Annotated in this window: 19 protein-coding genes, 1 other RNA gene and 1 pseudogene; 6 read left to right on the top strand and 15 right to left on the bottom strand. The window is 66.0% G+C overall.

What is annotated here, in order from left to right; translation table 11 throughout:
- Positions 1-71: 71 nt before the first annotated feature.
- Positions 72-1619 carry a murein biosynthesis integral membrane protein MurJ gene (gene murJ / locus KRX52_RS13460; RefSeq protein WP_217682233.1) on the bottom strand — a complete coding sequence of 516 codons (1548 nt, stop codon included), beginning with the start codon at positions 1617-1619 and terminating at the stop codon, positions 72-74.
- A gap of 160 nt (positions 1620-1779) precedes the next feature.
- Here murJ and rpsT point away from each other — a divergent pair, with 160 nt between their 5' ends.
- Complete coding sequence (rpsT, locus tag KRX52_RS13455; protein ID WP_217682232.1) at positions 1780-2058, top strand: 30S ribosomal protein S20; 279 nt, start codon at positions 1780-1782, stop codon at positions 2056-2058.
- Between the two features lie 82 nt (positions 2059-2140).
- On the opposite strand, the gene KRX52_RS13450 is transcribed toward rpsT, so the two are convergent.
- Positions 2141-3343, bottom strand: a complete 1203-nt coding sequence (locus tag KRX52_RS13450; RefSeq protein ID WP_217682231.1) for a multidrug effflux MFS transporter — start codon at positions 3341-3343, stop codon at positions 2141-2143.
- Between the two features lie 146 nt (positions 3344-3489).
- On the opposite strand from KRX52_RS13450, the gene KRX52_RS13445 reads away from it, so the two are divergent.
- Positions 3490-4116: a TetR family transcriptional regulator gene (locus tag KRX52_RS13445; protein WP_217682230.1), complete on the top strand. Its 627-nt coding sequence runs from the start codon at positions 3490-3492 to the stop codon at positions 4114-4116.
- A gap of 104 nt (positions 4117-4220) precedes the next feature.
- Positions 4221-4412, top strand: a complete 192-nt coding sequence (locus tag KRX52_RS13440) for a hypothetical protein (RefSeq protein WP_217682229.1) — start codon at positions 4221-4223, stop codon at positions 4410-4412.
- A gap of 6 nt (positions 4413-4418) precedes the next feature.
- Here KRX52_RS13440 and KRX52_RS13435 read toward each other — a convergent pair whose 3' ends face one another.
- Positions 4419-4919, bottom strand: coding sequence for an LEA/WHy family protein (locus KRX52_RS13435; protein ID WP_217682228.1), 501 nt, complete (start codon positions 4917-4919; stop codon positions 4419-4421).
- A 340-nt stretch (positions 4920-5259) separates the two neighbouring features.
- Positions 5260-5617, bottom strand: a transfer-messenger RNA (tmRNA) gene (ssrA, locus tag KRX52_RS13430).
- A gap of 233 nt (positions 5618-5850) precedes the next feature.
- Here ssrA and ahpC point away from each other — a divergent pair.
- Entirely contained in the window at positions 5851-6414 is a 564-nt protein-coding gene (ahpC, locus tag KRX52_RS13425; RefSeq protein ID WP_217682227.1) for an alkyl hydroperoxide reductase subunit C, read from the top strand.
- Between the two features lie 118 nt (positions 6415-6532).
- Positions 6533-8089, top strand: coding sequence for an alkyl hydroperoxide reductase subunit F (ahpF, locus tag KRX52_RS13420; protein ID WP_217682226.1), 1557 nt, complete (start codon positions 6533-6535; stop codon positions 8087-8089).
- A 152-nt stretch (positions 8090-8241) separates the two neighbouring features.
- Here the strand turns inward: ahpF and KRX52_RS13415 are convergent, their stop codons facing one another.
- From KRX52_RS13415 to KRX52_RS13395, 5 genes are all read right to left on the bottom strand, one after another.
- Complete coding sequence (locus KRX52_RS13415; RefSeq protein ID WP_217682225.1) at positions 8242-8481, bottom strand: DUF2789 domain-containing protein; 240 nt, start codon at positions 8479-8481, stop codon at positions 8242-8244.
- 141 nt (positions 8482-8622) lie between these two features.
- Positions 8623-9060 (bottom strand): YqaA family protein, encoded by a 438-nt coding sequence (locus tag KRX52_RS13410; protein WP_217682224.1) that lies wholly within the window; start codon positions 9058-9060, stop codon positions 8623-8625.
- Positions 9061-9093: 33 nt separating this feature from the next.
- Complete coding sequence (locus KRX52_RS13405) at positions 9094-9564, bottom strand: hypothetical protein (protein ID WP_217682223.1); 471 nt, start codon at positions 9562-9564, stop codon at positions 9094-9096.
- 115 nt (positions 9565-9679) lie between these two features.
- Positions 9680-10954 (bottom strand): OmpP1/FadL family transporter, encoded by a 1275-nt coding sequence (locus KRX52_RS13400; RefSeq protein ID WP_217682222.1) that lies wholly within the window; start codon positions 10952-10954, stop codon positions 9680-9682.
- A 142-nt stretch (positions 10955-11096) separates the two neighbouring features.
- Positions 11097-11417 carry an ArsR/SmtB family transcription factor gene (locus KRX52_RS13395; RefSeq protein WP_217682221.1) on the bottom strand — a complete coding sequence of 107 codons (321 nt, stop codon included), beginning with the start codon at positions 11415-11417 and terminating at the stop codon, positions 11097-11099.
- A gap of 193 nt (positions 11418-11610) precedes the next feature.
- Here KRX52_RS13395 and KRX52_RS13390 point away from each other — a divergent pair, with 193 nt between their 5' ends.
- A complete protein-coding gene (locus KRX52_RS13390; RefSeq protein WP_217682220.1) occupies positions 11611-11871 on the top strand; it encodes a YebG family protein in 261 nt (86 codons plus the stop codon).
- Between the two features lie 15 nt (positions 11872-11886).
- Here the strand turns inward: KRX52_RS13390 and moaA are convergent, their stop codons facing one another.
- The 6 genes and pseudogenes from moaA to KRX52_RS13360 form a co-directional block, all read right to left on the bottom strand.
- Positions 11887-12870, bottom strand: coding sequence for a GTP 3',8-cyclase MoaA (gene moaA / locus KRX52_RS13385; protein WP_437439706.1), 984 nt, complete (start codon positions 12868-12870; stop codon positions 11887-11889).
- A gap of 248 nt (positions 12871-13118) precedes the next feature.
- Positions 13119-13568 (bottom strand): molybdopterin synthase catalytic subunit MoaE, encoded by a 450-nt coding sequence (gene moaE, locus KRX52_RS13380; RefSeq protein WP_217682218.1) that lies wholly within the window; start codon positions 13566-13568, stop codon positions 13119-13121.
- A 1-nt stretch (position 13569) separates the two neighbouring features.
- Positions 13570-13818, bottom strand: coding sequence for a MoaD/ThiS family protein (locus KRX52_RS13375; RefSeq protein ID WP_217682217.1), 249 nt, complete (start codon positions 13816-13818; stop codon positions 13570-13572).
- Positions 13815-14288, bottom strand: a complete 474-nt coding sequence (gene moaC, locus KRX52_RS13370; RefSeq protein WP_302850384.1) for a cyclic pyranopterin monophosphate synthase MoaC — start codon at positions 14286-14288, stop codon at positions 13815-13817. Before moaC ends, KRX52_RS13375 begins: the two co-directional genes overlap by 4 nt.
- Positions 14289-14417: 129 nt before the next feature.
- A pseudogene (mobA, locus tag KRX52_RS13365) lies at positions 14418-14996 on the bottom strand (molybdenum cofactor guanylyltransferase MobA); the annotation flags it as partial.
- A 173-nt stretch (positions 14997-15169) separates the two neighbouring features.
- On the bottom strand, positions 15170-16282 hold the full coding sequence (locus KRX52_RS13360) for a dihydrolipoamide acetyltransferase family protein (protein ID WP_217682216.1): 1113 nt from the start codon (positions 16280-16282) through the stop codon (positions 15170-15172).
- Positions 16283-16284 lie beyond the last annotated feature (2 nt).

Genomic DNA, 16284 nt, shown 5'->3' with positions numbered 1-16284 from the left:
GCGTCTTATGTGCAAATTGACCGATTATACCCATGCATTGAGCGTCAGGCGTAGGCCCTGTGACGACTCGCTCAATGACGCAGATGACGCATGCGCAAGCCCAGCAGCAGCATGGTGGCGGCATAGACGAAGATGCCGCCACCGACCAACAGGCTCAGCTCCCAGGCGCGGCGCTGCCAGCTCCAGGCGAACCATTCGGCGGCCGGCGCATTCAGCCACCAGACCAGCGCCACCATGGCCGCGCAGCCGCCTAGCAGTTGCAGGCCGAACATCCACCAGCCTGGCGCCGGGTGGTACACGCCGGCCTTGTGCAGCCCCCACAGCAGCAGGCAGGTATTGAGCATCGACGACAGCGAAGTGGCCAGCGCCAGACCGACATGCTGCAGCGGCCAGATCAGCACCAGGTTGAACGCCATGTTCGCCAGCATGCACTGCACGGCGATGCGCACCGGGGTCTTCAGGTCCTGGCGGGCAAAGAACGCCGGCGCCAGCACCTTGATCAGCATGAAGGTGAGCACCCCCAGCGAATAGGCCTCCAGCGCATTGGCCGCCTGCACCACGTCGTTCTCGGTCATCTTGCCGTAGTGGAACAGGCTGGCGATCAGCGGTTCGGAGAGGATCGCCAAGGCCAGCGCCGCCGGCACGCCGACCAGCAGCACCATGCGTAGCGCCCAGTCGATGGTGGCGGAAAAGGCCTTGGGATCGCCGCTGGCATGCAGGCGCGACAGGCTGGGCAGAATCACCGTGCCGATGGCGATGCCGAAGGCGCCCAGCGGCAATTCCGACAGGCGGTCGGCGTAGTACAGCCAGGACACGCTGCCGGTCTGCAGGAAGGACGCCAGCACGGTATCCAGCAGCAGGTTGATCTGGCTGACCGATACACCGAACAGCGCCGGCAGCATCAGCTTCATGATCCGCTTGACGCCCTCGTCCTTGCGATTCGGTCGCGGGATGGGCAGCAGCTGGATGCGTACGAGGAACGGCAGCTGGAACAGCAGCTGGGCCATGCCGGCAATGAACACGCCCCAGGCCAGCGCCATGATCGGCTGGTCGAAATACGGGGTGAGCAGCACGGTCGCGCCGATCATGCAGACGTTGAGCAGCACCGGCGTGAAGGCCGGCACGGCGAAGCGCCCGTAGCTGTTGAGGATGCCGCCGCAGAAGGCGGTCAGCGAGATCAGCAGCAGGTAGGGGAAGGTGATGCGCAGCAGCTCGCCGGCCAGGGCGAGCTTTTCCGGCTCGCCGCGAAAGCCCGGCGCGAACAGCATGATCAGGTAGGGCGAGGCCACCACGCCAAGGGCCGTGATGGCGGTCAGAGTCAGCCCGAGGGTGCCGGCGACCCGGTCGACCAGCTGCTTGACCTCGGCCAGGCTGCGCTGCGCGCGGTACTCCGACAGCACCGGCACGAAGGCCTGGGCGAAGGCGCCCTCGGCGAACAGCCGGCGCATGAAATTGGGAATCTTGAAGGCGATGAAGAAGGCATCCGCCGCCGGACTGGAGCCGAAATAGGCCGCCACCACCATGTCGCGGACCATGCCGAGCACCCTTGAGAGCAGGGTCATCACACTGACTACGGCACTGGAGCGCAACAGACCGCTTTTGGTCGACTCACCGGACATGCTTTAATCCCCCCCCTGCAAAGGTCGGCGAGTTTAAGCCAGTGTCTGCCCGTACGACCAGCAACCCGCAGCCGCCGCCGGCGCTTGACAACATCGTCAGGCATCGGCATGATTCGCGGCCTTATTATTTGGTATCCCCCAGTATTCGAGGAGCTCGACGGTGGCAAACTCCCCCTCCGCCAAAAAACGCGCCAGACAGGCTGAGAAGCGCCGCAGCCACAACGCCAGCCTGCGCTCGATGGTGCGTACCTACATCAAGAACGTGGTCAAGGCTATCGACGCCAAAGACCTGGCCAAGGCTCAAGTCGCCTACACCGCTGCTGTACCGGTGATCGACCGCCTGGCTGACAAAGGCATCATCCACAAGAACAAAGCTGCTCGTCACAAGAGCCGTCTGAACGCCCACATCAAGGCGCTCGGCGCAGCCGCTCAGGCTTAAGCTTCTGTTCCGACAAGAACCGGCTTCGGCCGGTTTTTTGTTGTCCTCAGAAAAGTGCTGCGCGCCGCCCCACTCCCCCCCCCTAGCCCCTTGCCGGCGCCACTCCGGCGGCGATATCCGGCCGGTACCGAGCCGTACGCCAAGCCACCAGCATCGCGCCACCGGCACAGAGCAGCATCACCAGCGCCATCGGCCGCGCCGTGCCATCGTGCAGTACACCGACCAACGACGCCGCCAGCGCGGCAATCGCGAACTGCAGGCTGCCGAGCAAGGCCGAAGCACTGCCGGCATGCGCGCCCTGCCCGGCCATGGCACAGGCCGAGGTATTCGGCATCACCACCCCCAGGGTGGCGATGCAGCCAAACAGCGGCAGCAGCAAGGGCCACAGCACGGCAGGCTGCAGCAGCGCCGCGACGAACAGCAGCAGCGCACAGAGCAGATAGACAGCCACCCCACGCGACACCCAGAAGCCCGGCCCGCGGCGGCGCAGCAGGCGTGCATTGAACTGCGCGACGAGAATGAAACCGGCGGCGTTGCTGCCGAATAGCCAGCCGTACTGCTGCGCCGGCACCTGATAAAGGTCGATGAACACAAAAGGCGAGCCGGCGACATAGGCGAACATCGCCGCCATCGCCAGACCGCCGGTCAGCACATGACCGATGAATGCCCGATCTGCCAGCAGCAACCGGTACTGGCGCAACGCCCCTCCCAGCGGCGCTGGCGGCAGATGCTGCGGACGCGTCTCCGGCAGGAACAGGGTCACCAGCAACAGGCAGAGAGCGGCAAACAGCCCCAGGCTGACGAAGATCGCCTGCCAGCCAGACAGCACCAGCAGCAAGCCACCGGCGGAAGGCGCCAGGATCGGCGCCAGTCCCATCACCAGCACCAACTGGGAAAACACCCTGGCCGAGTTGACCGGATCGCACAGGTCGCGCACCACCGCCCGCGACACCACCATCCCGGCACAACCGCCCAGCGCCTGGACGAAGCGTGCCGCGACCAGCCACTCCAGGCTCGGCGCCAAAGCGCAGGCAAACGAGGCCAGGGTGAACAGCCCGACGCCGAACAGCAGCGGCAGCCGCCGACCGAAGCGGTCGGCCAGCGGCCCATAGAGCAGCTGCCCCACGGCCAATCCGATAAAATAGGCCGCCAGACTGAGCTGGACCCGTTCGACATCGGTGGCGAAGACCTGCGCCAGCACCGGAAAGCTCGGCAGATAGAAATCGATCGCCAACGGCGCGAACGCCGTGAGGGCGCCGAGGATCAGCAGGATTCGCAGCGGCATCAGAACTCCCGAACAGGACTGGCAATGGCCGTGGCGATGCACGGAAAGCCGTCATTCTTAGATACATTCAGGCATGCTTGTAAATAGCCTGAACAAATAATCCGCGATCCCCCACCGCCAATGTGGGCTTTCGCCCGAGGTACCGGATGCGCCGCACCAAAGAAGAAGCCGAGCAGACGCGCTGCGCCCTGCTGGCTGCCGCCGAACAGCTGTTTCTCGAACAGGGAGTGGCCCACACCACCCTCGAGCAGATCGCCCGCGCCGCCGGCGTGACCCGCGGCGCGCTCTACTGGCACTTCGAGAACAAGGCCCACCTGTTCCAGGCCATGCTTGAGCAGGTGCGCCTGCCGCCGGAGCAGCTGGCCGAGCGCCTGTCCACCTGCGGCGACCACGATCCGCTGCAGATCCTGCGCGAGATGTGCATCGAAGCCATCACCAGCCTGGCGCGCAACCCACAGAAACGGCGGATCTTCACCATCCTACTGCACCGCTGCGAGTTCACCGACGAACTGCGCCACGTCGAGGAGCGCCACGAAGCCTTCGTCAATCAGTACATCGATCTCTGCGAGGAGCTTTTCCAGCGAGCCGACCGCCAAGGCCGCCTGAACCCCGGACAGACTCCGCGCCTGGCCGCCCGCTGCCTGCACGCGCTGATTATCGGCCTGTTCAGCGACTGGCTGCGCGACCCCGAACTGTTCGACGCCGAGCGCGACGCACCGCAGATGATCGATGCCCTGCTGCGCGGCCTGGCGCGCGACTGGCCGACCGGCTGAGCCACCCGCGGCCGGATGCCCGGCAGCCCACGGCTTTCGCCGGCGTTCACACGCCTGCAACCCGCATCCGGTAAATAGCTGCCATCGATTCACGGAGCAGCGACATGTCCACCCTCACCGAACTGGCCCAACAGATCGCCCTGCTGTACCCGCTCAAGGACAAGACGGCCGGCAAGCGCTATCGCATCGTCAACGAACTCGCCGGCCTGACCGAACTGGAGGAGATCGGCGGCAAACCGCGCTACATCCCGACCCGCGTCCTCCGGGACAGCAGGCTCTGGGATCTGGCCGGCTAACCGCCCCTAGCGCCGCCCTACCCTCGACAGGTTAAGCGTGCCCTTTTCCGTGAAGCGCCGACTGCCCAACACCCCGCCGGACAGCCTGCCATGCAGCACGTAGGGCACCTTGTCCAAGCGGTCATTCTCGGCCAGCCCCAGCGCCTGACGCACGGCGGAAAACGCCGAGATGCTGACCGGCACCACCAGCAGCTTCTCGCCGAAGCGCGGCACGCTGCCACGCTGATCGCTCACCCCAGTGGCCAGCGCGCGGCCACCGACCTCCAGCTCCAGCGCAATGCCGTCGTACTCGATCGGCGTGGTGTTCGGGTTCTGCAGGCGCAGCTTCACCGCGAAACGCATCTCCAGGCCTTCCCCCGGCAAGGGATCGAAGCCCACCACATGCATGTTGATCGGCTCGCGACTGCCGAGCACCGCGCAGGCACTCAACGCCAACGCGAGCAACCCCGCCAACAGGAGGCGGGCGATGCGGGCAGCGGCCGGCGCAGAAAGAGAAAGACTGGGCATGGCATGACGTCCTGATGCGGGCGAATGAGACCAAGTATCGGCCTGCCGAACGCAACATGCGCGGCACCCGCCAGCAATATTCGACCACCGACCCGACCGAGCCAGGCGCCGGAGCAGAAGCCGCAGCAGGAGAGTGACGAGACTCGACAGGATCACCATGCGGAAGTGGAAAATTCCGTGGCGGTGGCGGGCAGGTAGGAAGGAGAGAAAGAAGGGGCAGACTGCATGCCGAGCACCTGTCGATGCCCCACGGTCAGTGTGACCTGTCAGTGGCACACCTGCCGAAAATGGCAGGCCCAGACAGCACAAAGCCCCGTCATCCGGGGCTCTGCGCTTGTGTTGGTGGAGCCGGGGGGATTTGAACCCCCGTCCGCCAGCTCTCCACTATCGGTTCTACATGCTTAGCCATGTCTATTGAGTTAACTCCTCGCGACCCGACTGGCAGGGTGCTTGGAGCGAGCTGCATGAGTTTTAGCCGTTACGTCTGCAGCGAACTTGGCGGCGATCCTGTTCTATATGACTGACCAAATCTTCGGGTTTACAGGCATCCCCTAGGGTCAGCTAGCGGCCCTTAGGCGGCTAGAGCGTAGTTGTCGTCGTTGGCAACTATAAGTTTGCAACAGTGGATTTACGAGTTCTGTTACCAACTCGGCATGCCCCTCAAGCTTTGCTACCGGCGTCGAATCCTGATCGGCCCCTGGGTACTTCTGCTTGCTAGGTCTGGGTGCAGTGTACGGCAAAGGTTCCCTACGGCCAAGCCTGTTGTAGAGTAGCAGGCCGTCACCGACCGGCCATCCGGACGGGTGGCGGCGAAGCGAGCCATAGACTTAGGCAATCACATTGATTTCATCAATCAATTATGCCTAACCCCGTGCCCCGGGTAGGATTCACTTCACCAAACAAGCTTCCAACCCCCGAAGGAGTTCAACGAATGTCCCTCATCAACACCCAGGTTCAACCGTTCAAGGTCAACGCTTTCCACAACGGCAAGTTCATCGAGGTCACCGAGCAGACCCTGAAGGGCAAGTGGTCGGTCATGATCTTCATGCCGGCAGCCTTCACCTTCAACTGCCCGACCGAGATCGAAGACGCCGCCGAGAACTACGCCGAATTCCAGAAGGCCGGCGCCGAGGTGTACATCGTCACCACCGACACCCACTTCTCCCACAAGGTCTGGCACGAAACCTCCCCGGCCGTCGGCAAGGCCCAGTTCCCGCTGATCGGCGACCCGACCCACGCGCTGACCAACGCTTTCGGCGTGCACATTCCGGAAGAAGGCCTGGCCCTGCGCGGCACCTTCATCATCAACCCGGAAGGCGTGATCAAGACCCTGGAAATCCACTCCAACGAGATCGCCCGTGACGTCAGCGAGACCCTGCGCAAGCTGAAGGCCGCCCAGTTCACCGCCGCCCACCCGGGCCAGGTCTGCCCGGCCAAGTGGAAGGAAGGTGCCGAAGCCCTGACTCCGTCCCTGGATCTGGTCGGCAAGATCTAAGCAACCCTGCGGTTGCCGCGCTGCGAGAGCCGCGACCCGGCTCTCCATGCGCCCGAACGCCCGGGCGCGATCCGCCCGGGCGTTTTACTACCCAAATTTTGCACAGGATATCGATGCCATGTTGGACGCCAATCTGAAAACCCAGTTGAAGGCCTACCTCGAGAAGGTCACCCAGCCGTTCGAGATCGTCGCGTCCCTCGATGACGGCGCGAAATCCCAGGAACTGCTCGGTCTGCTGACCGACATCGCCAGCCTGAGCGACAAAATCGCCCTGCGCAGCGACGGCGACGATAGCCGCAAGCCCTCGTTTGCCCTGAACCGCATCAATGGCAACATCAGCCTGCGTTTCGCCGGCATCCCGATGGGCCACGAATTCTCCTCGCTGGTACTCGCCCTGCTGCAGGTCGGCGGCCACCCGTCGAAGACCAGCGCGGACGTGATCGAACAGATCAAGAACCTCGAAGGCGAATTCAACTTCGAGACCTATTTCTCGCTGTCCTGCCAGAACTGCCCCGACGTGGTGCAGGCGCTGAACCTGATGGCCGTGCTCAACCCCAACATCCGCCACGTCGCCATCGACGGCGCGCTGTTCCAGGATGAGGTCGAGCAACGCCAGATCATGTCGGTGCCGAGCATCTACCTCAACGGCGAACTGTTCGGCCAGGGCCGCATGGGCGAAGAAGAGATTCTCGCCAAGCTCGACACCGGTGCCAGCGCCCGCGATGCCGAGAAGCTCAATGCCAAGGACGCCTTCGATGTGCTGGTGGTCGGCGGCGGCCCGGCCGGCGCTACCGCGGCGATCTACGCCGCCCGCAAGGGCATCCGTACCGGTGTCGCCGCCGAGCGCTTCGGCGGCCAGGTGCTGGACACCATGGCCATCGAGAACTTCATCTCGGTACCGGAGACCGAAGGCCCGAAACTGGCCCGCGCCCTGGAAGAACACGTCAGGCAGTACGACGTCGACATCATGAACCTGCAACGCGCCGCCAAGCTGGTGCCGGCGGCCAGCGAAGGCGGGCTGCATGAAGTGCAGTTCGACAACGGCGCCGCACTGAAGGCCAAGACCGTGATCGTCGCCACCGGCGCTCGCTGGCGCGAGATGAACGTGCCGGGCGAGCAGGAATACCGCGGCCGCGGCGTGGCCTACTGCCCGCACTGCGACGGCCCGCTGTTCAAGGGCAAGCGCGTGGCGGTGATCGGCGGTGGCAACTCCGGCGTCGAGGCGGCCATCGACCTGGCCGGCATCGTCGCCCACGTCACCCTGCTTGAGTTCGGTGAGCAACTGCGTGCCGATGCGGTACTGCAGAACAAGCTGCGCAGCCTGCCCAACGTCACCATCCTGACCATGGCGCAGACCACCGAGGTCAAGGGCGACGGCCAGAAGGTCACCGGCCTGGTGTACAAGGACCGCGGCAGCGAGGCGGTCCACACCGTCGAGCTGGAAGGCATCTTCGTGCAGATCGGCCTGCTGCCCAATAGCGACTGGCTGAAAGGCACCGTCGAGCTGACCCGCTTCGGCGAGATCATCACCGACGCCAAGGGCCAGACCAACATCCCCGGCGTGTTCGGCGCCGGCGATGTGACCACCGTGCCCTACAAGCAGATCGTCATCGCCGTGGGCGAAGGGGCCAAGGCCGCGCTGAGCGCCTTCGACCACCTGATCCGCCAGGCCTGACCGCCCGCTTCACCCGCGCCGCGCCACTCCCTCCGGGAGGGCGCGGCGTTTTTGTTGGCACTGGGGCCTCCCCGCGCGGCCGCGGCAGCCCGCCACCCACGCCCACACCTGCGGTGGTGCACGCCCAGGCGCAGGCGAGCGTGCCTAGCCCTTTATTGGCGCTTGCGCAGCGCCGCGTTCAGATTGTCGACCACCTCGGCCCAGTCGGCATCGCCGAGGATCTCCTCGCGCAGGAACGCCGCCTGCGCCGGAGTCCAGAAGCTGGCGTCGGCCAGGTCGACATTCTCCGGCAGTGGCGCATGACGTTCGAGAAACTGGCTGATTGCGTCGTTGTCGTTGGGCAAGCCCAGTTGCTCGAACAGGTGGTGAAAGGCGTGGATCGGCTGTTCCATGGAATCCTCCGGCAATGCCTGCAGCATGGTTGGGAACAGCACAGAGTATTGTCCAGCGCGGACGAACCTGCCGGCGCCAGCGCTACGCTGGCCGCCCAATGGTGCGGCACGGCTCATACCGATAGCGCAGCGTCAGCCCGTTCAGGCCAGTCCCAGGGTCAGCGCCGTCAGCACGGCATAACGGATACCCTTGGCCAGGGTGACGCAGGCCAGCACGACCCAGAACGACTCGCGCATCACCCCGGCCACCAGGGTCAGCGGATCACCGACCACCGGCAGCCAGCTGAACAGCAGCGACCAGCGGCCAAACCGCTGATACCAGTGCCGGGCGCGCTGCAGGTGCCGCTCGCGCACCGGGAACCAGCGCTTCTCGCGAAAACGCTCGAGATACAGCCCCAGCAGCCAGTTGAGCAGCGAGCCGAGCACGTTGCCGGCGGTGGCCACCGCCAGCAGGGTCAGCACCGGCTGGCGTTCGGCCAGCAGCAGGCCGACCAGCAGCGCCTCGGACTGCAGCGGCAGCAGGCTGGCGGCGCCGAAGGCGGCGAAGAACAGCCCGAGATAGGCGGAAAGATCGAGCATGGCGAGTGCAGCGGCACCTCGGCGAAGAAAGCCTTACTCGGCGTCGGCCTCGCGGATCAACGCGTAGTCGAAACCATAGACATCGCTGAACCACACCGGACTGCCCTCAGCCATGCCGCCATAGGTCACCCGCAGGGCCAGCAGGCTGGCGCCGTAGCCCAGATCGGCCAGACGCCGGGGGAACAGGTCACGGTAGAAGCTGCTGGCCTCCTCGTACTCGGCGCTGGCCTGCGCCTCGTCGTTGGGGAAGCGCGCATCCAACTCGGCATCGAAGCGGGCGAACCGCGCGGCGAAGTCGTCCGAAGCGTAGACGAACTCGTCTTCCTCGCCGCCGAAGACGAAGGCCAGGTGCTCGCAGGGGGTTTCCAGGTACTCGTCGTCCTGTTCGACGAACTGCTGCTGGCCGCAGATCGGGCAGTGCACCTTGGGCGGCTGCAAGCCGAACGGCTGTTCGATGGCGACGTAACCGACCTGACCGGCAACCGGGGAAACGTTGTCCTGCATGAAATCCTCGCTGAAATCGACCCTGCAACGAAACGGGGCGACCTGATCGGTCGCCCCGTGGGTATGGCAAGTTTAAGTGTTCGAGCCGAACTGTGGGCGAGAAATCGCCGCCCGATCAGAGCTTCCAGGCGTAGGCGATACCGAAGCTGTCCTGCTGCATCTTCAGATCCACCTCGCCGCCGCCCAGCTGCGGGGCGATCGAGTTGCGGCCCTTGAGTTCCTCGCTGAAGGCGTGGGCGTAGAACACGCTGATCTCGTTGCCGGACTCCTGCGCCCAGGTGGCGCCGAGGGTCAGGTGCTTGCGCACCACGCCCGGCGCCAGGGTGTTGAAGAAGGTCTCGCGCTTGTCCAGCGCCTGGTCGGCCCAGCTGTAGCCGCCGCGCAGGGTCAGCTGCTGGTTCACCGCGTAGCTGGCGCCGAGCTTGTACACGCGGATGTCTTCCCAGCCGAAGTTCGGACCGTCCTCGGAACCGAGCCGATTACCACTGAACAGCACGCTGACCGGATTGGAAATGGCCTTCACGTCGCTGTAGTCGATCTGCTGCACGTCCGCGGCCAGGGTCAGGCGCTCGGTGGCGCGCCAGGCCAGGCCGATACCGTAGTTTTCCGGAATGTCGAAGCTGCCGTGGTCGGCGAACAGGCCTTCGTAACGGTCGAACTTGCCGGTCTTGATCTTCGACGACCAGGCCACACCGACGCTCAGCGTATCGGTGAGCTGGCCGTTCCAGCCCAGGCGCAGGCCCCAGCCATCGGAATGGTCGTGGCCATTGTTGGTCACCTTGCCCGGTGCCTCGGAAGTCATGCCGTTGTCGAACGCGCTCAGGCCGCGCGCCTCGAAGCGCTGGTAGGCGTAGTTGAGGCCGATGCCGAAGCTGTGCCGCTCGTTGAGGCGCCAGGCCAGCGACGGGGTGACGAACACCTGGCTCAGATCGACGCCAGCGTCACCCTGGCTGCCGTAGGCGCCGAACGGATTGCGCCCGTAGTCGGTGTTCATGCCGCCGTTGCCGTACACCGCCAGGCCGAAGGCCAGGCGCTCGTTGAGCTGGCGGGTGTAACCGAACTCGGGGATCAGGAAGGCGTCGCTGTCGTTGCCCTCGTACTGGCCGTCGGCCGAGCCGGCGGGACCGAGGTTGTTGCCGTGGATCTCCACGCTGCGATCGGGCTTGAAGTAGGTCACGCCCAGATCCAGGCGGTCGCCCACCAGCGCGGTGCCGGCCGGGTTGGTCGCGGCCGCCAGGGCATCCTGCGGCAGGGCATAGCCGACACCCGCCATGCCGAGGGACTTGATGCCGTAACCGTGGGCGAAATAGCCGTTGGTGGCGAAGGCCAGCGGACTGGCGGTGGCGCCAGCGGCCAGCAGGACAGCGAATAGCGACTTGTTGAACGACATGCAGATTCCCCCCGGAAAACTGTCGGCTGCCAGCGGCAGACCGTGAATGGGGGCAATCTTAAACAAAATACATAATGTGCAATTATAATATTAGGCGATACTTTAATGCCCTAACGATCTATAAAGTCAGCTCAGCGCCAACTCAGGCCTGCGGGCAGTAGAGTTGGTACAGGGTGCCGAGCAGCACCAGCAATTTGGGTTCGGCTATCGAATAGAACATGCGCTTGCCGTCGCGCCGCGTCTGCACCAGCCCTTCCGCGCGCAGTACCGCCAGTTGCTGCGACAGACTCGGCTGACGCAGACCGAGCAGCTCTTCCAGCTCCCCGACCGAGCGCTCGCCCTGGCTCAGCTGACAGAGCAGCAACAGGCGATCCGGATTGCCGAGGGTGCGCAGCACGGCGGCGGCTTCGCTGGCGGCGGTGCGCATCAGCTGCATGTCGAGATCGGCTTGGGCTTCGCTCATGGCACGAGGATTCCTTCTGTCGCGGGCCGGTGAATGTATACAGCGCGACAGTATCGCGCGAACACTCGGCCACGACCATGCCTGTCACCCTGCCAGCATGCCTATGCAGGCGCGTAACGCGCTGTCTATAATGCCCACTATTACTGTATAAAAAAACAGTCAACCAGCATTATGCAGGCAGATGAGGTGGCGCATGGCCGTCGAAGTGGTTTACCGCAGCAGCCGGGATTTGGAGCGTTTGTTCATGGATAAAGCCGAAGCAGATCGTCACGACCGGATGCTCGAGCTGGCGGAGAAGCTCGCCGAGGTGTTGCGGCAAGCCCAACCGGCACTGGACGAGCGCCAGGCCGAGGAACTCGGCATCTACATGGCAAAGCATCGCGAGCTGTTTGCCAAGGCCTTCCGCAACCAGACCGACGCGCTGGACGAACTGCTCGCTCCGACCGGCGCGTAATGCCCCGGCGCAGTCTCAGCCGCCGGTGGCATTCATGAAGCGCACCACCTGCACCTCGCCGGACACCGCGAACTCGTGGCGCAGCGGCTTGCGTTGCAGGGCTGCGCCGATGGCCTCGACCAGCGGCCGATCCTCGGTCGGATGACGACGCACCAGGCCGCGCAGGTCCAGCGAATGCTCGTGCCCCAGGCACAGCAGCAGACGGCCCTCGGCAGTCAAGCGCAGGCGGTTGCAGCTTGAGCAGAAGTTGTGCGAGTGGGGCGAGATGAAGCCGACGCGGGTATCGGGATGGCCCTCCAGCCGCACGTAGCGCGCCGGCCCGCCGCTCTGCTCGGGGCTGTCGAACAGGTTGTAGCGCTCGGCGATCCGCGCGCGCACCTCGTCGCTGGAACAGAACGCCTCACCGCGATCGCGCCCCACCTGGCCCAGCGGCATCTCCTCGATGAAGCTGATATCCAGGCCGCGGGCCACGGCGAAATCCACCAGCGCCGCCACCTCGTCGTCGTTGCGCCCCTTCATGATCACACTGTTGAGCTTGATGCGGGCAAAGCCGGCGTCGCGCGCCGCCTCGATGCCGGCCAGCACCTGGGCCAGGTCGCCGGTGCGGGTGATCGCCCGGAAGCGCTGGGCATCCAGGCTGTCGAGACTGATGTTCAGGCGCTTGACCCCGGCCTCGGCCAGCGGTCGGGCGAGCTTGCCCAGTTGCGAGCCGTTGCTGGTCATCACCAGCTCGCGCAAGCCCGGCAGTGCCGCGATCTGCCGGCACAGGTCGACGATGCCGCGACGTACCAGCGGCTCGCCGCCGGTCAGGCGGATCTTCTTCACCCCGAGATCGACGAACAGGCGAGCGATACGCACGATCTCCTCGAAGCCGAGCACCTGCTGGCGCGGCAGGAAGGTCATCTCCTCGGCCATGCAGTAGACACAGCGAAAGTCGCAGCGATCCGTCACCGACAGGCGCAGGTAGTCGATCTTGCGACCATGGCCGTCGAGCAGCATGGCGTCGTTCATCTGGCGTTTCTCCTCGTGGCCGCGCCGAGCCGAGCCGTCGGGCGCTGCAGCCGCACGATGCAAGGACTGCACCAGCGCTGCGTGCACGGCTCGCCGGCGCTCCTTGCTCACTAGTTAAGCATGCGGGTCGGCTTTTCGCGGCGGTCAGCCCTGGCAAGGCCTTGCACCAGCGAGGAGCATGACGCAGTGCAAAGCCGCGACGGCGCACCACGGCAGAACATGGCAGGCCTTGGCGCTTACGTCCAGCGCTGCGCTGCGGCCTGGTCGCTGTCGCGGCCATCGACCCAGCGCGCGCCATCGGCAGTGTCCTCGCGCTTCCAGAACGGCGCACGGGTCTTCAGGTAGTCCATGATGAAGTTGCAGGCGTCGAAGGCGGCCTGGCGATGGCTGCTGGCGGTGCCGACGAAGACGATCGGCTCGCCCGGCTGCAGGTGACCGACGCGATGGACGATCTCCACGCCGAGCAGCGGCCAGCGCTCTTTGGCCTGCTCGACGATGCCGGCCAGGGCCTTTTCGGTCATGCCCGGATAGTGCTCGAGGGTCATCGCCGACACCGCATTGCCGTCGTTGTAGTCGCGCACGTAGCCGACGAAGCCGACCACTGCGCCGATGCCGGCGTTGGCGGCGTGCAGCGCCTCCAGTTCGACGCCGGGCTGGAAGGCCGCAACCTGGACTCGAATTGCCATGTCAGCCTCCGGTCACCGGTGGGAAGAAGGCCACCTCGTCACCGTCGGCCAGCGGCTCGGCGAGGCTGCACAGCTCCTGGTTGCGTGCGCACAGCAGGCTCTTCTCGGCCAGCACCTGCCAGGCCGCGCCGCGCGCCAGCAGCTGACGACGCAGGGCATCGAGGCTGTCCAGTTCGGCCGACCACGGCAGGCTCTCGCCGTCGCTGCCCAGCACCTCGCGGTAGCGGGCGAAGAAACGCACCTCGATCATGCTGGCTGCTCCGCACGGTAGTCGCCACTCTTGCCGCCGCTCTTTTCCAGCAGGCGCACGCGTTCGATGGTCATGCCGCGGTCCACCGCCTTGCACATGTCGTAGAGGGTCAGCGCGGCGACGCTGGCGGCGGTCAGCGCCTCCATTTCCACCCCCGTCTGCCCCGCCAGCTTGCAGCGGGCGACGATATGCACCGCGTCCTCTCCTTGCGGCTCCAGTTCGACACGAATGCCGGTGAGCAGCAACGGATGGCACAGCGGGATCAGCTCGTGGGTCTTCTTCGCCGCCATGATCCCGGCCACCCGCGCCACGGCGAACACGTCGCCCTTGGGGTGGCCGCCGGAGACGATCAGCTTGAGGGTCTGCGGCTGCATGCGCACCAGCGCCTCGGCACTGGCTTGGCGAGCGGTGGTGGCCTTGTCGGTGACATCGACCATGTTGGCCCGCCCCTGGGCATCCAGATGGGTCAGTCCAGTGGTCGCCGCGGATGAAGGTTGCAGGGCAGCCGTGGTGGGCGCCAGGCCGGTCGCATCCGACTGCTGCGGGCGGGACTCCTCGTCGGACTCGCCCGGCATCGCGCCACGCGGTCCGGCAGCCACCAGCGCCTCGAGCGTATTCAGATTGGCCAGCCGCGGATCGTCTTGCGCACAGCCCAGTACCTGGGCGTTGGCCGCCAGCAGGAAACTCAGCGGACTGCGCTCGCCGGCCTGCCAGGCGCGCTCCAGCTCGCCCTGCAGGCAGCGCGGAATCATGCAGAACAGCGGCTCCAACTGCCCGCCGCGGCGCAGCAGCAAGGGGCGCTGCGGCTCGCACACGGCCTGGTGGCGCATGGAAAACAGCAGGTCGGCGTCGATATGCGGCGCATCGCAAGGCAGCACCAGCAGCCAGTCGTGGCGCATCGCGGCGAGGCCGGCGCGGATACCGGCCAGCGGGCCGGGAAAATCGTCGCCGTCGTCGCTCACCAGGCGGTCGGCCCACAGCGCATAGTTCTCGGCGTTGCGGTTGCAGGAGATGATCAGGTCGTCGGTCAGCGGCTGCACCCGTTCGCTCAGCGTGGCGATCAGCGGGCGGCCGGCAAACTCCACCAGCCCCTTGTCCACTCCGCCCATGCGCCGCCCTCGCCCGCCGGCGAGCAGCAGCACGGAACAGGGGGGCAGGTCAGCGGCAGCAGCAAGCATGGCGATTCTCCAAGCGGTTGGTCTTGCCGCGATGGTACACCGCCACGCGCGCGCCGCCAGCCGACGCGTTCACCAAGCCGCACGCATGGAGCCTGACGACAGCGGATTCGTTCATCCTGCGCAGGATCAGCGGGCTGGCCAAGCGCCAGCCCATCCCGGGCCGCCCGGCCGGCTCAGCCCTCCGGCTGCTCCAGCGCGGTGACCAGTGCCTTGAAGAAACGCCCCGCCTCGCCGCCGGTGACCGCGCGATGATCGAAGGTCAGCGACAGCGGCAGGATCGGGTGCACCACCACCTTGCCGTCCACCGCCACCGGCTGGTCGCGGATCACCCCGGCGCCGATGATCGCCACCTGCGGCGGCACCACCACGGGGCTGGCATAACGGCCGAACAGGGTGCCGAAGTTGGTCAGGGTCAGGGTCGCGCCCATCATTTCCTGCGGCGGAATCGAGCGCGCCTTCACGTCCGCGCGCAGGCGGCGCATGCCCTCGCGCAGGTCATCGGCATCGCGCTGGCCGACATTGCGCAGCACCGGCACGAACAGCCCGTCCGGGGTGTCCACGGCGATGCCCAGGTCGAGCTGCTCGTGGCGGCGCACGGCCAGTGCCTTGCCGTCGAACCAGGCGTTGAGCCCCGGCTCGGCGCGGCAGGCCACGGCGATGGCCTGGGCCAGGCGCACCAGCGGTTCGCGCGCGGTGGGCCAGCGGCTGAGATCGGCGTCCTCGGCCAGCATCACCGGTACCACCTCGGCATGCGCGCGCGCCATGTTCAGCGCCATGCTGCGCCGCACGCCGCGCAGGCGCTCGCCACCGAAGCTGGCGCGGGCACTTTCGGCCACCGCCTCGACATCGCCGCGGGTGATCAGCCCGTCGGCGCCGCTACCGGTCAGCCCGCCCAGCTCGATACCCAGCTGGCGGGCCAGTTGACGCACCGCCGGGGTGGCGCGCGGCGCCAGGTGCTCGCGGGTCGACGGCGCGGCACCGATGAAGAAGCTGTCGCCCTCCCCGCCCTCGCCGGCCTCCAGCTTGCCGACCACGGTGCCGCTGTCCTCGCCCTCGCCTTCGTAGGCCAGCAAGGGCTCGCCGACGTGGATGATGTCGCCGTCGACGCCGTAGGTCTTCAGCACCACGCCGTCATAGGGCGCAGGAATATCGACGATGGCCTTGGCGGTTTCCACCGAGACCAGCAGCTGGTCGGCCTTGACGCTGTCGCCGGGCTTGACGTGCCACTCGACGATCTCCGCTTCCTGCAGGCCTTCGCCGAGGTCGGGCAGCTTGAAGTGTTTCATGG

Origin of the sequence: Geopseudomonas aromaticivorans (assembly GCF_019097855.1) — a bacterium.
In the GTDB taxonomy this organism is placed as follows: Bacteria; Pseudomonadota; Gammaproteobacteria; order Pseudomonadales; family Pseudomonadaceae; genus Geopseudomonas; species Geopseudomonas aromaticivorans.
The sequence above is the reverse complement of the archived record's forward strand: the minus strand, read 5'-3'. Positions and strand labels throughout refer to the sequence as shown.

Coding starts and splice junctions, on each gene's coding strand:
- KRX52_RS13400 (WP_217682222.1), bottom strand. CDS start 10,954: ATGTCGTTCAACAAGTCGCTATTCGCTGTCCTGCTGGCCGCTGGCGCC.
- KRX52_RS13375 (WP_217682217.1), bottom strand. CDS start 13,818: ATGATCGAGGTGCGTTTCTTCGCCCGCTACCGCGAGGTGCTGGGCAGC.
- KRX52_RS13410 (WP_217682224.1), bottom strand. CDS start 9,060: ATGCTCGATCTTTCCGCCTATCTCGGGCTGTTCTTCGCCGCCTTCGGC.
- KRX52_RS13415 (WP_217682225.1), bottom strand. CDS start 8,481: ATGGAACAGCCGATCCACGCCTTTCACCACCTGTTCGAGCAACTGGGC.
- murJ (WP_217682233.1), bottom strand. CDS start 1,619: ATGTCCGGTGAGTCGACCAAAAGCGGTCTGTTGCGCTCCAGTGCCGTA.
- ahpF (WP_217682226.1), top strand. CDS start 6,533: ATGTTGGACGCCAATCTGAAAACCCAGTTGAAGGCCTACCTCGAGAAG.
- KRX52_RS13405 (WP_217682223.1), bottom strand. CDS start 9,564: ATGCAGGACAACGTTTCCCCGGTTGCCGGTCAGGTCGGTTACGTCGCC.
- KRX52_RS13395 (WP_217682221.1), bottom strand. CDS start 11,417: ATGAGCGAAGCCCAAGCCGATCTCGACATGCAGCTGATGCGCACCGCC.
- moaE (WP_217682218.1), bottom strand. CDS start 13,568: ATGGCAATTCGAGTCCAGGTTGCGGCCTTCCAGCCCGGCGTCGAACTG.
- KRX52_RS13435 (WP_217682228.1), bottom strand. CDS start 4,919: ATGCCCAGTCTTTCTCTTTCTGCGCCGGCCGCTGCCCGCATCGCCCGC.
- KRX52_RS13445 (WP_217682230.1), top strand. CDS start 3,490: ATGCGCCGCACCAAAGAAGAAGCCGAGCAGACGCGCTGCGCCCTGCTG.
- ahpC (WP_217682227.1), top strand. CDS start 5,851: ATGTCCCTCATCAACACCCAGGTTCAACCGTTCAAGGTCAACGCTTTC.
- KRX52_RS13440 (WP_217682229.1), top strand. CDS start 4,221: ATGTCCACCCTCACCGAACTGGCCCAACAGATCGCCCTGCTGTACCCG.
- moaA (WP_437439706.1), bottom strand. CDS start 12,870: ATGCTGCTCGACGGCCATGGTCGCAAGATCGACTACCTGCGCCTGTCG.
- KRX52_RS13450 (WP_217682231.1), bottom strand. CDS start 3,343: ATGCCGCTGCGAATCCTGCTGATCCTCGGCGCCCTCACGGCGTTCGCG.
- KRX52_RS13360 (WP_217682216.1), bottom strand. CDS start 16,282: ATGAAACACTTCAAGCTGCCCGACCTCGGCGAAGGCCTGCAGGAAGCG.
- KRX52_RS13390 (WP_217682220.1), top strand. CDS start 11,611: ATGGCCGTCGAAGTGGTTTACCGCAGCAGCCGGGATTTGGAGCGTTTG.